The sequence below is a fragment of the Kineosporia succinea genome, from assembly GCF_030811555.1.
GTDB classification, from domain to species: domain Bacteria; phylum Actinomycetota; class Actinomycetes; order Actinomycetales; family Kineosporiaceae; genus Kineosporia; species Kineosporia succinea.
Genome location: NZ_JAUSQZ010000001.1, coordinates 5,787,483 through 5,801,229 on the forward strand (window position 1 = coordinate 5,787,483; position 13,747 = coordinate 5,801,229).

The window sequence follows — 13,747 nt, forward strand, 5'->3', positions numbered from 1 at the left end:
GACCGCCATGGATCTCCGCTCCCACTCCCACAGCACCGCCTGGGTGCGGGGGCGTATCGCGCACGGGCACCTCCTCGAGCAGGTCGTCAGCCCGCCGCCGCTACGCCAGAAAGCCGGAGCATGCACACCACCCGAAATGTCACCGTCAACGGCGGCCCCGTCCCGCTGACCGGGGTCGCCCCGCACACCTCCGCCCTTGATCTTCTGCGCTCGCAGGGGCTTCTCGGCGCCAAGGAGGGCTGTGCCGAGGGCGAGTGCGGTGCCTGCGCCGTCCTGGTGGCCCGTCCGGGCGTGGCCGCGGAGACCGAGTGGACCGCGATCAACGCCTGCCTGGTGCCGGCCGCGGATCTGGCCGACCAGGAGGTCCGCACGGTCGAGGGCCTCGGCACACCCGGCGACCTGCATCCGGTGCAGGCCGAGCTGGCCGGGCGCGGCGGTTCGCAGTGCGGTTACTGCACGCCCGGCTTCGTGTGCAGCATGGCCGCCGAGTACTACCGTCCCGATCGCGGCGAGCACTTCGACCTGCACGCGCTGAGCGGAAATCTGTGCCGCTGCACGGGCTATCGCCCGATTCGTGACGCGGCTCAGGCGCTCGGGCAACCACCGGCGGCGGACGCGCTGGTCGCCCGGTGCGCGCAGGCGCCCCCCACGCTCTCCTCGCTCGAGCAGGGAGCGTTCCTGCGTCCGGTCACGCTCGAGGCGGCCCTGCGCCTGCTCGCCGAGCGCGACGACCTGACCGTGGTCGCCGGGTCCACCGACCTCGGGGTGGACGTCAACCTCAAGGGTTTCCGGCCCGCGGCCCTGCTCTCGATCGCTCACCTCGACGAGCTGCGCACCTTCTCGGTGTCCGGCGAGGCGGTCGAGATCGGCGCCGCCCTCACCCTGAGCGAGGCCGAACGGCGGCTCGGTGACACGGTTCCGCTGCTGTCGCGGCTCATTCCGCAGTTCGCCTCCCGGCTCATCCGCAACTCGGCGACGTTCGGCGGGAGCCTGGGCACCGCGTCCCCCATCGGTGACCTGGCCCCGGTGCTGCTCGCCCTGGACGCCACCCTCGTGCTGGCCTCGGCGCGGGGCACCCGCGAGGTGCCCGTGCGCGACTACTTCACCGGCTACCGCACCAGCGTGCGATCCCGCGACGAGATCATCGCCGCCCTGCGGATCCCGCTGCCCGCCCCGGCCCACGTGGCCTTCCAGAAGATCGCCAAACGCAAGTTCGACGACATCTCCAGCGTCGCGGTGGCCATCGCGATCGACGTCGAGGGCGGGGTGGTCTCCCGGGCGCGCATCGGTCTCGGCGGGATCGCCGCCACCCCGATCCGGGCGCTGGCCACCGAGGCCACGCTGATCGACCGGCCCTGGAACCGCGAGACCATCGAGGCCGCCGCCCCGGTGCTGGCCGGCGAGGGCACCCCGATGAGTGACCACCGGGCCAGCTCCGCCTACCGCTCGGCCATGCTCGGCGAGGCCCTGCGCCGGTTCGGCGCCGAAGAGATGCTGGAGGTGTCATGACCGTCGGACGGTCCGTCGCCCACGAGAGCGCCGCACTGCACGTCACCGGAACGGCCCTCTACACCGACGATCTCGTGCACCGCACCGCCCACGTGCTGCACGCCTACCCGGTGTCCGCGCCGCACGCGCACGCCCTGGTCACCCGGCTCGACGTCACCCCGGCCCACCGGATCGACGGCGTGGTGCGGGTTCTGACGGCCGCCGACGTGCCCGGCGTGAACGACGCCGGGGTCAAGCACGACGAGCCGCTGTTCCCGACCGAGATCATGTTCCGCGGCCACGCGGTGTGCTGGGTGCTGGGCGAGACGCTCGAGGCGGCCCGGCTGGGCGCGGCCGCGGTCGTCGTGGACTACCAGGAACTCCCGGCCGTCATCACCGTGCCCGACGCCATCGCGGCCGGCAGCTACCAGGGCAACACGCTGCTGCTCGAACGGGGCGCCCCGGACTTCGAGCGCTGCGACCGGGTTTTCGAGGGTGAGTTCGAGTTCGCCGGGCAGGAGCACTTCTACCTCGAGACGCACTGCTCGCTGGCCCTGGTGGACGAGGCCGGGCAGGTCTTCGTGCAGGCCAGCACCCAGCACCCGAGCGAGACCCAGGAGATCGTCGCGCACGTGCTCGGCCTGAGCAGTCACGAGGTCACCGTGCAGTGCCTGCGCATGGGCGGTGGTTTCGGCGGCAAGGAGATGCAGCCGCACGGCCTGGCCGCGATCGCCGCGCTCGGCGCCACCCTCACGGGGCGCCCGGTGCGGTTGCGGCTGAACCGGGCGCAGGACATGGCGATGACCGGCAAACGCCACGGCTTCCACGCGTCCTGGCGGGTCGGTTTCTCCGGCGACGGCGACCTGCTGGCGCTGGAGGCGACACTGACCTCCGACGGCGGGTGGAGCCTCGACCTGTCCGAACCCGTTCTGTCCCGGGCACTGTGCCACATCGACAACGCCTACTGGATTCCCGACATCCGGGTCACCGGCCGGGTCGCGCGCACCCACAAGACCTCGCAGACGGCCTTCCGCGGATTCGGCGGACCGCAGGGCATGCTGGTGATCGAGGACATCCTCGGCCGGTGCGCACCCCGGCTCGGCATCGCCCCGGAAGACCTGCGGCGCCGCAACTTCTACCGCGAGGGCCAGGACACCCCCTACGGGCAGCCGGTGCGGCACGCCGAGCGGCTGGGGCGCACCTGGCAGCAGGCGCTCGCGACCAGTCGATGGCACGAACGGCAGCGGGACGTCGCGGTTTTCAACGCCACCCACGAACACCGCAAGCGCGCGCTGGCGATCACCCCGGTCAAGTTCGGCATCTCGTTCAACTTCACCGCCTTCAACCAGGCCGGCGCCCTCGTGCACGTCTACAAGGACGGATCGGTGCTGATCAATCACGGCGGCACCGAGATGGGCCAGGGCCTGCACACCAAGATGCTGCAGATCGCGGCGACCGCGCTCGGCCTCCCGCTGTCCCGGGTCCGGCTGGCCCCCACCCGCACCGACAAGGTGCCCAACACGTCCGCCACCGCCGCGTCCTCCGGCACCGACCTCAACGGCGGCGCCGTGAAGAACGCGTGCGAGCAGATCCTCGCCCGGATGGAGGGCGTGCCCGGCGACACCTGGGAACAGCGGGTCTCGAACGCCTACTTCGGGCGTGTCCAGCTCTCGGCCGCCGGTTACTACCGCACCGAGGGCATCCACTGGGACGCGATGGCCATGCGCGGAAACCCGTTCAAGTACTTCGTCTACGGCGTGGCGGTGGCCGAGGCCGAGGTCGACGCGTTCAGCGGCGCCTACGAGATCCGCCGCGTCGACATCGTGCACGACGTCGGCGACAGCATCTCGCCGCTCATCGACATCGGCCAGGTCGAGGGCGGGTTCCTGCAGGGGCTGGGCTGGCTCACCCTCGAGGACCTGCGCTGGCACGAAGAAGACGGGCGTCTGCTCACCGGCGGCGCGAGCACCTACAAGATCCCGAGCTTCTCCGAGATGCCCGCCGAGTTCAACGTCGGGTTCCTGCAGCAGGCCACCGAAGACGGCGTGGTGCACGGCTCCAAGGCGGTGGGCGAACCGCCGTTCATGCTCGCGTTCTCGGTCCGGGAGGCGCTGCGGCAGGCGGTCTCGGCGTTCGGGCCCGGTGACGCGCCCGTCGACCTGCCCTCCCCGGCCACCCCCGAACAGGTGTACTGGGCGATCCGGGCCACGGCGGCCCGCACCGCCGACGTGCGCCTGACCACCATGTCCTGATGTGAGAGCAGGAGGTGCCCGATGGACTGGCTCCAGGGCGTTCAGCACCTGCGGGAGCACCACCAGCCCGGCGTGCTCGTCACGGTCGCGGCCGTGCGCGGGCACGCACCCCGGGAGGCCGGGGCCAAGATGGTCGTCGGCCCGCGCCGCACCTGGGGCACCGTCGGCGGCGGCAACCTCGAGGCGGTCGCGATCGAGCGGTCACGAGAGCCCCTGCCCGGCCCGGAGATGCTCACGATGAGACTGTCCGACAAGGCCCCGCACGAGCACGGCGTGCAGTGCTGCGGGGGAGAGGTCACGCTGCTGCTCGAGCCGCTGCCGGTGCCCCCGTCCGTCGCGATCTTCGGCGCCGGGCACGTCGGCCTCGAACTGGCCCGCATCCTGGCCCGGCACGACCTCGAGCTGCACCTGATCGACACCCGCCCCGGGCAGCTGCACCCCGAAAGACTCTCCGCCCTCGAGGACTCCGAGGCGCGTGTGGTGGTGCACGAGGTGGCCCTGGCCCCCGAGCACGTGCTCAAGGTCCTCCCGGCGGGCACCCACGTGCTGATCATGACCCACGACCACGCCGAAGACCTGGCCATCTGCGACCAGGCGCTGCGCACGCCCGGCCTCGGCCCCGTCGGCCTGATCGGCAGCCGGGCCAAGGCCGTCACCTTCACCGCGAAACTGAAGGACGCGGGCCACGCGTCGGGACTGTCGGGCATCCGCTGCCCGGTGGGGGTCGCGGGGATCGCCGGCAAACACCCGGCGACCGTCGCCCTGAGCATCGCGGCCGAGCTGCTGCCCCTGCTGCTGTCGCCCCGGTAGAACGCAGTCACACCCCGGCGGCCCGCACCGCCGCGTGGAACGTCGCCGCGTTCTCCAGAAGTTCCTGCACCGACCGCGACGATCCGGCCGCGGTCAGGAACACGTGATCCACCCCGACCTCGGCCAGCGCCGCCACGTCCTCGGCGAGCTGGTCGAAATCACCGGTGTAGGGCCGGCGCCCGGCCGACGTCACCCGCTCGAACCCGGCCACGGTCAGCTGGGCGATGATGCCGACGTCCAGCGGGTCCCGCCCGTACGAGGCCGCCTTCTCACGCAGCGCCGTGAGCGAGGCGCCCATCTGCGCCGCGGGGGTGGCCACGGGCACCCAGCCGTCGGCGCGGCGGGCGATGCGCTCGAGCACCCGGGGCCCGGCCCCGCCCAGGTACACCGGGATGCGCCCGGCCGGCTTGGGGCCGAACTCGGACGGGGCCAGGTCCCAGCGCTCGTTGCGGAACCGTGCCGGGTCCGGGCCCCAGGCGGCCGCCGCGATGTCGAGGAACTCGTCGAGCGCCGCACCCCGCTCGGCGATCGGACGCGGCGCGGCCGCGGCGAACTCGTCGGGCGACCAGCCCGTGCCCAGCCCCGCGATCAGCCGGCCGCCGCTGACCGCGTCGAGCGAGGCGAGGGTCTTGGCCAGCTGGACCGGCAGGTGCAGCGGGGCGATCAGCACGTTGGTGCCCAGCCGCACGCGGCTGGTCACGGCCGCCGCGGTGGCCAGCGCGGTCAGGGGCTCGGTGGTGTGACGGTAGCGGTCGGGCCAGGGCACGTCCGGCGCGCCGAACAGCCCGTGCGCCCCGCTCTGGTCGAGCGGGCGCAGCAGCCGCTCGAACGCCCAGACGCTGTCGAACCCGATCTCCTCGAAACCCGCCGCGGCGGTGGCGATGTCGGTGCCCGCCGCGTACCACTCGAACTGCGGGAGATTCACACCCAGCTTGATCACGTCCGACGACCCCCTGCGCGATGATGGTCCTGGTCGCCGTAGCCTAACCGGGCAAAAGGGGCAGGTGTGTGCCCGCGTCCCCCGCCTACTTCCTGACCGTCGCCCGGATCCACGTCAGCTGCGGCAGCACCACGCCGGCGCCGACCATGCTGTCGCGGTCGGAGCCGAAGAAGACCCCCGCCAGGCGCTCCTGGCCCTTCGGGGCGATCGTCATGACCGGGCCGCCGGAGTCCCCGCCGGCCGGCTCGCCCGAGACCCTGGTGCCGCAGATGTTGATGCCGTCGGTGCCGGCGAAACCGATGCAGCGCTCCCGGTTCCTGCGCACGTCGAGCACCTTCGCGGTGGCCTGCCTGAGCACCTTCGACTGGCAGTCCAGCTCCTCGCGGTCGGTGCAGGTGGCACCCCAGCCGAGGATGCGCAGCGTCTGCCCGGTCCTCACCTTCTTGACCGAGAGCTTGGCCGGCGTCACGTGCTTCATCACCGGCACCTTGATCATCATCATGTCGGCCCCGCCCGGGTTGGCCACCCGGCTGCCCGCGATCGGCCGCAACCTCGTCGCCCGGCGCACGTCCTTGCTGCCGACCAGGAACGTGATCCGCCGGTCGGCCACCGGCTGGTCGGGCAGGTCGAAGAAGCAGTGCGACGCGCTGAGGATCCACCGGTCGCTCACCGCCGTTCCGGTGCAGTGCGGCTGACCGTCGACCAGCATCCGCACCGCCCACGGGCCGTAGGTGCTGCGCTCGCCGCCGATCACGGCGCTCGCGGACGAGGGCATCGCGAGCAGCCCGGCCAGCGCCAGCGCCAGGGTCAGCACCGCGGCCCGTCCCCGGCGGATCCGCCGCTGCCACACCGTGTTCCCGGATGTCATCGCTCTGCTCTCCCGTCGTGCCGGCGCACACCGTGTGCGCCGACTGCAAGAGGGTTGATGAGCCCGCACCCGTTTCAGTTCGCGACTGTGAGGCACCTCACGTCAGGGGCGGCGGGCCGGGGAGAGCCGGCCACCTCGGTCGCCAGGTACTCGGCCCAGGCCCGGGCGTGGTCGAGTTCACGACCCGCGAGCGGGCCGAGAGTGTCCTGCGTCCAGAAGATCTCGTGCCGCATCAGGCGCATGCCCAGATGGTGCAGACGGAAACCGAGCGGGTTCGTGGGAGCCGCCGGGAACGGCGAGTGGACGGACGTGCCGAACGAGGCGGCCGGGATCGTCGCGGGCCGCAGCTTCCGCAGCCAGTCGTCCATGTGGACGTCGCCGGAGCGCGCCGGGAGACCGGCCCGGTGGGCGAGGTCCCGGCCGTGAGAAGTCACGAGCCCGACGGGGGCACCGACGACGAGCAGGCCGACGTCGTCCGGCAGGGCCGCCGGGGCGCTCGCCACGGTGTGGATGTCGGTGTGCATGACGGTGCCCAGCCCGGCCGCGACCGCCCGGGCCACGGACTCGGTGTTGCCGAACACGGACTCGTAGACCAGCAGTGCCCTCATGACAGTCCCACCTCGATCGAGCTTTTCGGACGGCCCCAGCCTCCCGCCCGGTGCCCTCCGGCGGCGAGGGGCGCAAGTCCCCGTCCGGGCGGCGACCCGGCCCCCTTCTTTTCTACAGGCGAGGTAGTCATAATGCTGGCCTCGTCATCTGTGTGAAGTGGGTCAGCGATGTCAGGTCAGATCACCCCGGTCCCGGTGGTTCAGGTGCGCCGGGGCGTGTTCTCGTTCCCCCACCCGGTCAACGAGCTGGCGGCCCGCACGGTCGCGGCCGGGGTCGTCGCGCTCAGCGCCCTGACGCTCCTGCTCAGCCTCACGGCGGGCGAGGGCTGGCTGTGGCTGAGTGTGCCCCTGGCCTACGGTTTCGTCGCGCGGGTCGCGGCCGGCCCGACCTTCAGCCCGCTCGGCCGCCTCGCCAGTGACCACATCGCGCCGCGCCTGGGGCCGGCCCGCCCGACGGCCGGGCCGCCCAAGCGTTTCGCCCAGGCCATCGGTGCGACCGTCACCACCGCGGTCGTGGTGCTGACGGCCTTCGGCGTGACCGGCGTGGCGCAGGGCCTGCTCGGGATGATGATCGTGTTCGCGACCCTGGAGTCCGCGCTCGGGTTCTGTGTCGGCTGCCGGATCTTCGCCGTGCTCATGCGCCTGGGGGTGATCCCCGACGACGTGTGCGAGGCCTGCGCCGGTCTCCGGCCGGGGGCGTAGACGCCCAGGTCAAAAATGGGTTCCGCCGAGCCGTGCGGACGCGTCATGATCCTCCGCAATGACACACACCACCAGGCGCCGGACGCCACAGGAGAAGAAGACGCTGAGTCTCACCCGGGACCGGCGTAACGCCTACGGAGAGAACGACAAAGCCTCACGCCGGTGCATCCCCGCGAACAAGCGGCGGGTGAACCGGGTCAACCGGCGCGTCGAGCGGCACCACCTGAGCGTGGCGCTGCACGGCGACGAGGAGATCCGCGACCGCGCGGAGCAGCGGCTGCTCGCCCACACCCGTGAGACCTGGCGCAAGGCAGCGGATCTCCCGCTGGGTGAGTACCAGGCCCGGCAGCGGAACCGCCGTGTGCAGCGGCACGAGTGGCACCTGTTCGAGCAGTACGTGCACGGTCAGCGGGCGGTGCCCGACGATCTCGACGCGCAGACCGCCCATGCGGTCGGGCTGTTCCAGAACCTCTGGGCGCTGCATTCCCAGGCTCAGGTCTAGCTCACCGCAACAGTTTTCGCACCAGTTCGTCGCGTAGCGCGGACGGGCAGTCACTGACCTGCCCGTCCCCCAGCTCCACCACCCGCCACACGCCGTCGGCGCGCAGGGCGAAGTCCACGGTCACGAACGGCAGCCCCAGACCCCCGATGAGGGACGCGTAGGGCGCAGGATCGAACGGGACCTCCGGTAACGCCTCGGGGGAGTCCGGATGCGGTCCGGCCACGGCGCACGCGCCGTCGATCCACCAGGTGCGCACCTCGGCCGGCCCGAACTCCTCGAACCGCCGCAGCACGAACCCGCCGGCGAAACTGTCGTCGCGCAGTTCCCGGAACCGCGCCGCCACCGCCCAGGCCGCCCCGGCGTCCTCCAGCGAGGGGATGAACGCGGCCTCGTGCCAGTAGTGCTTCATCGACTTGGTCCAGTCCCTCAGCACCGCCGGCCCCGCACCCAGGGCGAGACGAGCGCGATCGAAACCGGCACGTCCGTCGTCGGACGACCAGAAGGTGGCCGGCGTGATCGACTCGAGCGCCGCATACCACCCGGGCAGCTCGTGCGCCTGCCGGTACTGCGCGGCCGACGTCACCAGCGCGACGCCCCGGCCCGCCAGGTCCTCGGCGAACCGCGCGTACCCGGGCGCGGTGAGCATCCAGCCGCGATACACGGCGAGCCCGGCCGGAACCCGCCCCACCACGGCCCCGTCGCCCGTGTGCTCCACGAGCGCCACCTCGAACCCGGCCTGGCGCGCCGCGGCCGCCTCGGGCGCGAAGTGCTCGTCGGGCCGCCGGGGCCGCAGCGGGTCGGAGGGCAGCAGAAGAATCACGAGAGGCAGTATCTTCCGGCGGCGCGGTCACCCGGATACCGCCCCGTTCTCGCACCCGTTTTCACACCCGTTGAGGACGACTTGGGCGACCTTGGGTGCGGCGCGCATCCCCGACCGCGTAACCTACGTTTCCGTAGGTTCATGATGTCGCGAAGAGGAGTCCGCTGTGCCCGACGAATCGATCTGGGCGGGATCATATGGCCCGGGCGTTCGGCTCCATCTCGAGTACGGCGACGAGACGCTGGTCGACCAGTTCGAGGCCACCGCCGCGAGGTTCGGTGACCGGCCCGCGCTGGAGTTCCTGGGCCGCCGCACCTCCTACGCGCAGTTCGGGGAGCAGGTCGCCCGGGTCGCCGAGGGCCTGCGCCGGCTCGGCGTGAAGGCGGGCGACCACGTGGCGCTGCTGCTGCCGACCTGCCCCCAGCACATCGTCGCGTTCCACGCCCTGCTGCGCCTGGGCGTCACCGTGGTCGAGCACAACCCGCTCTACACCACCGGCGAGCTGCGGGCCCCGTTCGCCGACCACGGCGCCGAGGTGGCCATCGTCTGGGACAAGGCCGTCGGCACCGTCGAGCCGCTGCGCGCCGACCCGGCGATCGCGCTGCGCACGGTCATCGCCGTCGACATGACCCGCGACCTGCCCCTGGGCAAGCGCCTGGCGCTGCGGCTGCCGATCGCGAAGGCCCGCACGACGCGCGCCGAGATGACCGCGTCCGTCGACGCCGGCGTCCCCCGGTTCGCCGACCTCACCTCCGCGCCGAGGCTCGACCCGGACCACCCGCGTCCCTCGGCCGACGAGGTCGCCCTGCTGCTCTACACCTCGGGCACCAGCGGCACCCCGAAGGGCGTGCCGCTGACCCACCGCAACGTGGTCGCGAACTGCATGATGGGCGTGGACTGGGTGCCGGGCGTCAAGCTCGGCCAGGAGGTCTGGCTGTCGTCGCTGCCGCTGTTCCACGCCTACGGCCTGACCGTCGGCATCCTGTGCGGCATCCGGGTGGGAGCCCTGCTGGTGCTGCTGCCCAAGCCCGACACCACGCTGCTGGTCGACGCGGTGGAGCGCTGCGGGCCGACGTTCGTGCCGGGGGTACCGCCGATCTACAAGCGCATCCTCGACGAGGCCGAGCGCCGCAACGTGTCGGTCCAGGGCATGAAGTACTCGCTGTCCGGGGCGATGGCCCTGTCCGGCGCCCTGATCGAGCGCTGGGAGAAGGCCACCGGCGGTCACCTGGTCGAGGGGTACGGGCTGACCGAGACCTCGCCGATCGTCGTGGGCAACCCGATGAGCGAGGCCCGGCGCCCGGGCTCGATCGGCGTGCCGTTCCCCGACACCCAGGTGCGCGTCGTCGACCCCGAGAAGCCGTCGCAGGAGGTCCCGCTCGGCGAGCGCGGTGAGCTCGTGGTCAGGGGCCCGCAGGTGTTCGGCGGGTACCGCGACCGGCCCGAGGAGACCGCCGAGGTGCTCGACGCCGAGGGCTGGTTCCGCACCGGCGACATCGTGACGATGGCGCCCGACGGTTTCATCACGGTGGTCGACCGGATCAAGGAGGTCGTCATCGTCGGCGGCTTCAACGTGTACCCCTCCGAGGTGGAGGAGGTGCTGCGCCGCCACCCGAGCGTGAAGGACGCTGCGGTGGTGGGACTTCCGAGCGACGACGGTGACGAGGTGGTGGCCGCGGTGGTCCCCGCCGACGGTCAGCGGGTCGACCACGAGAAGCTGTCCACGTTCCTGCGCGAGCAGCTCACGCGGTACAAGGTGCCGCGCCGGTTCGTGCCGGTCGAGGAACTGCCGGTGAACCAGATGGGCAAGGTGCTGCGCCGCGAGGTGCAGGCGCTGGTCGCGAAGATCGAGAACGTCGAGAACAAGGGCTGAGACGGTGGACGCCGTCCCGCCCGCCGGGACGGCGTCCCCTCCCGCGGTGGTCACCACCGCTCCGGTGCCTGGCATGCTGGTGCGATGACGTCGCCGTCGGCCCGGTGGGAGGCCCTCGTCCCGGCCGCCGCGCTGCGCGCCGACGACTCCTGGTGGCCCAGGCCCGCGCCGCGCCCGTTCCGGCACGTGGTCGGTGCGCGCACGCTGGCGCCGGGGGAGTGGCTGAGGCCGCGTCCGCACGACGGGCCGCTGATCGCCTGGCGCCGGGCGCTGCTCGACGAGCAGGGCGCGGCGGCGTTCGACGCGCTGCCCGGAACCGAGACGGCCGGGCAGGTGGTGCTCGACCTGCTGCGGGCGGAGCACGGCCTGGAGGCGGCGCCGGGTGGGCATCCGCTGGGCCATCCGCTGGACCGGGCCGGGCGAACGGTCGCGGAAGACCTCTGCCTGGTGGACATCTCGCCCGCGAGTGGTCCGCACCTGGTCGGGGCCAGCCTGGCGATGCCGAACCGGTGGCTGCTGGCCGAGAAGCTGGGCCGGCCGATGCTCGACATCCACGGTCCGGTGCCGGGCTACGCGCATCAGCTGTCCGGCACCGTCGACCGGTTCCTGAAAGGCCTGCGCGGGCACCGCATCATGACCCGCGCGAACTGGGCGATCACCGACGACTCCCGACTGTTCCAGCCCGCGGCCGACTCCCGCGCCCGGCCGGGGGCCCGGAACGGCACGGCGGCGGACGCTCTGTACGTGCGCGTCGAGTACCAGACGCTGCGCCTGCTGCCCGAACCCGCCCGCGACAGCGTGCTGTTCACGATCCGCACGGCCCACGAACCCCTGTCGGCGCTCGCCGACCGTCCGCCGGTAGCCGGGGACCTCGCGTCCACCATCGAGGTCATGCCCGACGCCGACCTCGACTACAAGGGCGTGCTGCCGTACCGCGACGCCGTGCTCGACCTGCTGCGGGCCTACGCCCGCGGCGACACCGAAGAGGAAAAACCATGAGTGACACCTGGTTCGGGGTGCGCTGCCTGTTCCGGCTGCCCGACCTGTCCGTCTACGAGGAACGCGTCACGGTCTGGAACTGCGACTCCTCCGACGCGGCGATCGCCGCGGCCGAGGAAGAGGCGCGCGAGTACGCCGAGACCGTCGGCGGCGGTTACGTCGGTCTGGCCCAGTCGTACGCCCTGTTCAGCGCGCCCGAGCACGGCTCCGAGGTGTTCTCGCTGATGCGCACGAGTGACCGGGCGGCCGACGACTACGTCGAGCGGTTCTTCGTCACCGGCGACGAGCATCAGGGCACGGTATAGGTCACCGGGTCGGCGGACGACTGGAACACCGTGCGGTCGCGGCCCGTTCGCTTCGCCTCGTAGAGGGCGTCGTCGGCGCGGTGCAGCACGGCCGCCGGGGTCTCGGTACCGTCCCACCGCGCGACCCCGATCGAGCAGGACTGGCCGAACGGCACCTGGGTGCGCAACGCGTCCAGAACGGTGAGCCCGGACCCGACGTCGGTGCAGTGCAGCGCCACCGCGAACTCCTCGCCGCCCCAGCGGGCGACCCGGCCACCGGCGCCGATGCCCAGGCTCCAGGCCTGCGCGGCCTCGCGCAGCAGGTCGTCACCGGCCTGGTGCCCGTGGGTGTCGTTGTACTTCTTGAAGTGGTCCAGGTCGAGCAGCCCGACCAGCAGCACGCCGGCGTTCTGGCGTGCGGCGGCCAGGCTCCGGTCCATCTCGAAGTCCCACGAGCGACGGTTGGCGACGCCGGTCAGCGGGTCGGTGCGGGCGACCTCGGCGAGCTGGTCGGCCTGCCGGTTCAGGGCGCGCAGCAGGTCCCAGATCCGGGCCATCAGCATCGACAGCAGCACCAGCGAGCCCACGCCCAGCGAGAGCGTGCGGTTGCGGTCGCCGAACGACACCAGGGTCACGAGCAGCACCGACGGGATCATCGCGGCGACCGCCAGCACGGCCAGGCGCCCACCGGCCAGACCGCTCGAGGCGTCGTCGGTGCCGGCCTCCTCGGCCGCGCCCCTCACGACCGGTTCCTCGGACGTGGGGTCGCGCACCGCCCGGACCACGGCCAGGCCCAGGCAGACGTAGAGCAGCGTCCAGAGCAGGTAGAGCCAGCGCGGCACCGTGGTGTCACCGCCCAGCAGCAGCACGTTGTTCACGGTGTCGCCGACGAGGGTGCACGACAGCGCCGCGATCAGCCACCACAGTGACTCCCCGCGCCCGCCCGGCGCGATGAGCATCCGCGCCACCAGGAACACCAGGAGCACGTCGACCAGGGGATAGGCGCTCGCCACGGCCTTGGCGGTCAGGCTCAGGTCGTCGGCCGTGGCCACCGGCAGCACCAGGAAGACCATGGCCAGCACGCCGGCGCTGGAGGTGACGATGAGGGCGTCGAGCAACCCGCCGAACGCCGCGCGCCGTTGCCGGTCGAGCAGGTACACGCCGACGGCGAGGGGCAGATACCCCGCGACGAGGAACGCGTCGGAGGGGTTCGGGTTCACCCCCGGCTGCCAGGTGCGGTAGTACGTGAAGACGAACTCGCCGGCCAGGAAGATCAGCGTGGCGCCGAAGACGAGCCGGAACGGGCGGCGGCTGCGGGGCGGCACGTCGGGCAGGGCCAGGCCCATGAACAGCACCGACAGCACGACCGAGGTCACGTGCACGACGGCCTGGGCCGGGCTGACCGGGCGGGGCAGCACGTTCGCGACGGCGGTGACCAGGGCGGCGGCCGCGAGCAGGCGCACGGCAGCGCGGCGTGTGCGGTGGGGCTGCCCGGTCACCTCCAGGCCATCGGCCGGGGCACACGGTTCGTTTCACACCGGAACTCCAGGGGAACCGGTTCGGATCATCAGGGACCCGCCGGTGTCACCCAGCGTGATGGC

Annotated in this window: 13 protein-coding genes; 8 read left to right on the forward strand and 5 right to left on the reverse strand. The window is 72.3% G+C overall.

All coding sequences use genetic code 11. The features are described from left to right. Window positions 1-120: 120 nt before the first annotated feature. The 3 genes from J2S57_RS25095 to xdhC are packed head-to-tail and all read left to right on the forward strand — an operon-like array spanning window position 121 to window position 4,550. Window positions 121-1,509, forward strand: coding sequence for a xanthine dehydrogenase small subunit (locus J2S57_RS25095; protein WP_307247271.1), 1,389 nt, complete (start codon window positions 121-123; stop codon window positions 1,507-1,509). After that, window positions 1,506-3,740, forward strand: coding sequence for a xanthine dehydrogenase molybdopterin binding subunit (locus tag J2S57_RS25100; protein WP_307247273.1), 2,235 nt, complete (start codon window positions 1,506-1,508; stop codon window positions 3,738-3,740). Before J2S57_RS25095 ends, J2S57_RS25100 begins: the two co-directional genes overlap by 4 nt. A gap of 21 nt (window positions 3,741-3,761) precedes the next feature. Next, the gene (gene xdhC, locus J2S57_RS25105; RefSeq protein WP_307247274.1) at window positions 3,762-4,550 is read left to right on the forward strand and encodes a xanthine dehydrogenase accessory protein XdhC; all 789 of its coding nucleotides are present in this window, start codon (window positions 3,762-3,764) and stop codon (window positions 4,548-4,550) included. Between the two features lie 7 nt (window positions 4,551-4,557). On the opposite strand, the gene J2S57_RS25110 is transcribed toward xdhC, so the two are convergent. The 3 genes from J2S57_RS25110 to J2S57_RS25120 form a co-directional block, all read right to left on the reverse strand. After that, window positions 4,558-5,490 carry a TIGR03619 family F420-dependent LLM class oxidoreductase gene (locus J2S57_RS25110; protein WP_307247276.1) on the reverse strand — a complete coding sequence of 311 codons (933 nt, stop codon included), beginning with the start codon at window positions 5,488-5,490 and terminating at the stop codon, window positions 4,558-4,560. A gap of 85 nt (window positions 5,491-5,575) precedes the next feature. Continuing rightward, window positions 5,576-6,358, reverse strand: coding sequence for a S1 family peptidase (locus J2S57_RS25115; protein WP_307247278.1), 783 nt, complete (start codon window positions 6,356-6,358; stop codon window positions 5,576-5,578). 74 nt (window positions 6,359-6,432) lie between these two features. Further along, complete coding sequence (locus J2S57_RS25120; RefSeq protein ID WP_307247280.1) at window positions 6,433-6,966, reverse strand: flavodoxin family protein; 534 nt, start codon at window positions 6,964-6,966, stop codon at window positions 6,433-6,435. 168 nt (window positions 6,967-7,134) lie between these two features. On the opposite strand from J2S57_RS25120, the gene J2S57_RS25125 reads away from it, so the two are divergent. Together J2S57_RS25125 and J2S57_RS25130 are read left to right on the forward strand one after the other, a co-directional pair. Next, on the forward strand, window positions 7,135-7,668 hold the full coding sequence (locus J2S57_RS25125) for a DUF4395 domain-containing protein (protein ID WP_307247281.1): 534 nt from the start codon (window positions 7,135-7,137) through the stop codon (window positions 7,666-7,668). 58 nt (window positions 7,669-7,726) lie between these two features. Continuing rightward, on the forward strand, window positions 7,727-8,170 hold the full coding sequence (locus J2S57_RS25130; protein WP_307247283.1) for a hypothetical protein: 444 nt from the start codon (window positions 7,727-7,729) through the stop codon (window positions 8,168-8,170). A gap of 1 nt (window position 8,171) precedes the next feature. On the opposite strand, the gene J2S57_RS25135 is transcribed toward J2S57_RS25130, so the two are convergent. Then, window positions 8,172-8,990, reverse strand: a complete 819-nt coding sequence (locus tag J2S57_RS25135) for an ATP-grasp domain-containing protein (RefSeq protein WP_307247285.1) — start codon at window positions 8,988-8,990, stop codon at window positions 8,172-8,174. A gap of 166 nt (window positions 8,991-9,156) precedes the next feature. On the opposite strand from J2S57_RS25135, the gene J2S57_RS25140 reads away from it, so the two are divergent. The 3 genes from J2S57_RS25140 to J2S57_RS25150 all read left to right on the forward strand — a co-directional run bounded on the left by J2S57_RS25140 (window position 9,157) and on the right by J2S57_RS25150 (window position 12,167). After that, window positions 9,157-10,863, forward strand: a complete 1,707-nt coding sequence (locus tag J2S57_RS25140; RefSeq protein ID WP_307247287.1) for a long-chain-fatty-acid--CoA ligase — start codon at window positions 9,157-9,159, stop codon at window positions 10,861-10,863. A gap of 84 nt (window positions 10,864-10,947) precedes the next feature. Continuing rightward, window positions 10,948-11,862: a heme-dependent oxidative N-demethylase subunit alpha family protein gene (locus J2S57_RS25145; protein WP_307247289.1), complete on the forward strand. Its 915-nt coding sequence runs from the start codon at window positions 10,948-10,950 to the stop codon at window positions 11,860-11,862. Then, window positions 11,859-12,167, forward strand: coding sequence for a hypothetical protein (locus J2S57_RS25150; RefSeq protein ID WP_307247291.1), 309 nt, complete (start codon window positions 11,859-11,861; stop codon window positions 12,165-12,167). Before J2S57_RS25145 ends, J2S57_RS25150 begins: the two co-directional genes overlap by 4 nt. Here the strand turns inward: J2S57_RS25150 and J2S57_RS25155 are convergent. Further along, on the reverse strand, window positions 12,152-13,645 hold the full coding sequence (locus J2S57_RS25155) for a GGDEF domain-containing protein (RefSeq protein ID WP_307247294.1): 1,494 nt from the start codon (window positions 13,643-13,645) through the stop codon (window positions 12,152-12,154). The genes J2S57_RS25150 and J2S57_RS25155 overlap by 16 nt on opposite strands. Window positions 13,646-13,747 lie beyond the last annotated feature (102 nt).

Bases quoted from the DNA above. Each gene is read 5' to 3' on its own strand.
- J2S57_RS25095 (WP_307247271.1), top strand. From the start codon at position 121: ATGCACACCACCCGAAATGTCACCGTCAACGGCGGCCCCGTCCCGCTG.
- J2S57_RS25100 (WP_307247273.1), top strand. From the start codon at position 1,506: ATGACCGTCGGACGGTCCGTCGCCCACGAGAGCGCCGCACTGCACGTC.
- xdhC (WP_307247274.1), top strand. From the start codon at position 3,762: ATGGACTGGCTCCAGGGCGTTCAGCACCTGCGGGAGCACCACCAGCCC.
- J2S57_RS25115 (WP_307247278.1), bottom strand. From the start codon at position 6,358: ATGACATCCGGGAACACGGTGTGGCAGCGGCGGATCCGCCGGGGACGG.
- J2S57_RS25120 (WP_307247280.1), bottom strand. From the start codon at position 6,966: ATGAGGGCACTGCTGGTCTACGAGTCCGTGTTCGGCAACACCGAGTCC.
- J2S57_RS25125 (WP_307247281.1), top strand. From the start codon at position 7,135: ATGTCAGGTCAGATCACCCCGGTCCCGGTGGTTCAGGTGCGCCGGGGC.
- J2S57_RS25130 (WP_307247283.1), top strand. From the start codon at position 7,727: ATGACACACACCACCAGGCGCCGGACGCCACAGGAGAAGAAGACGCTG.
- J2S57_RS25145 (WP_307247289.1), top strand. From the start codon at position 10,948: ATGACGTCGCCGTCGGCCCGGTGGGAGGCCCTCGTCCCGGCCGCCGCG.
- J2S57_RS25150 (WP_307247291.1), top strand. From the start codon at position 11,859: ATGAGTGACACCTGGTTCGGGGTGCGCTGCCTGTTCCGGCTGCCCGAC.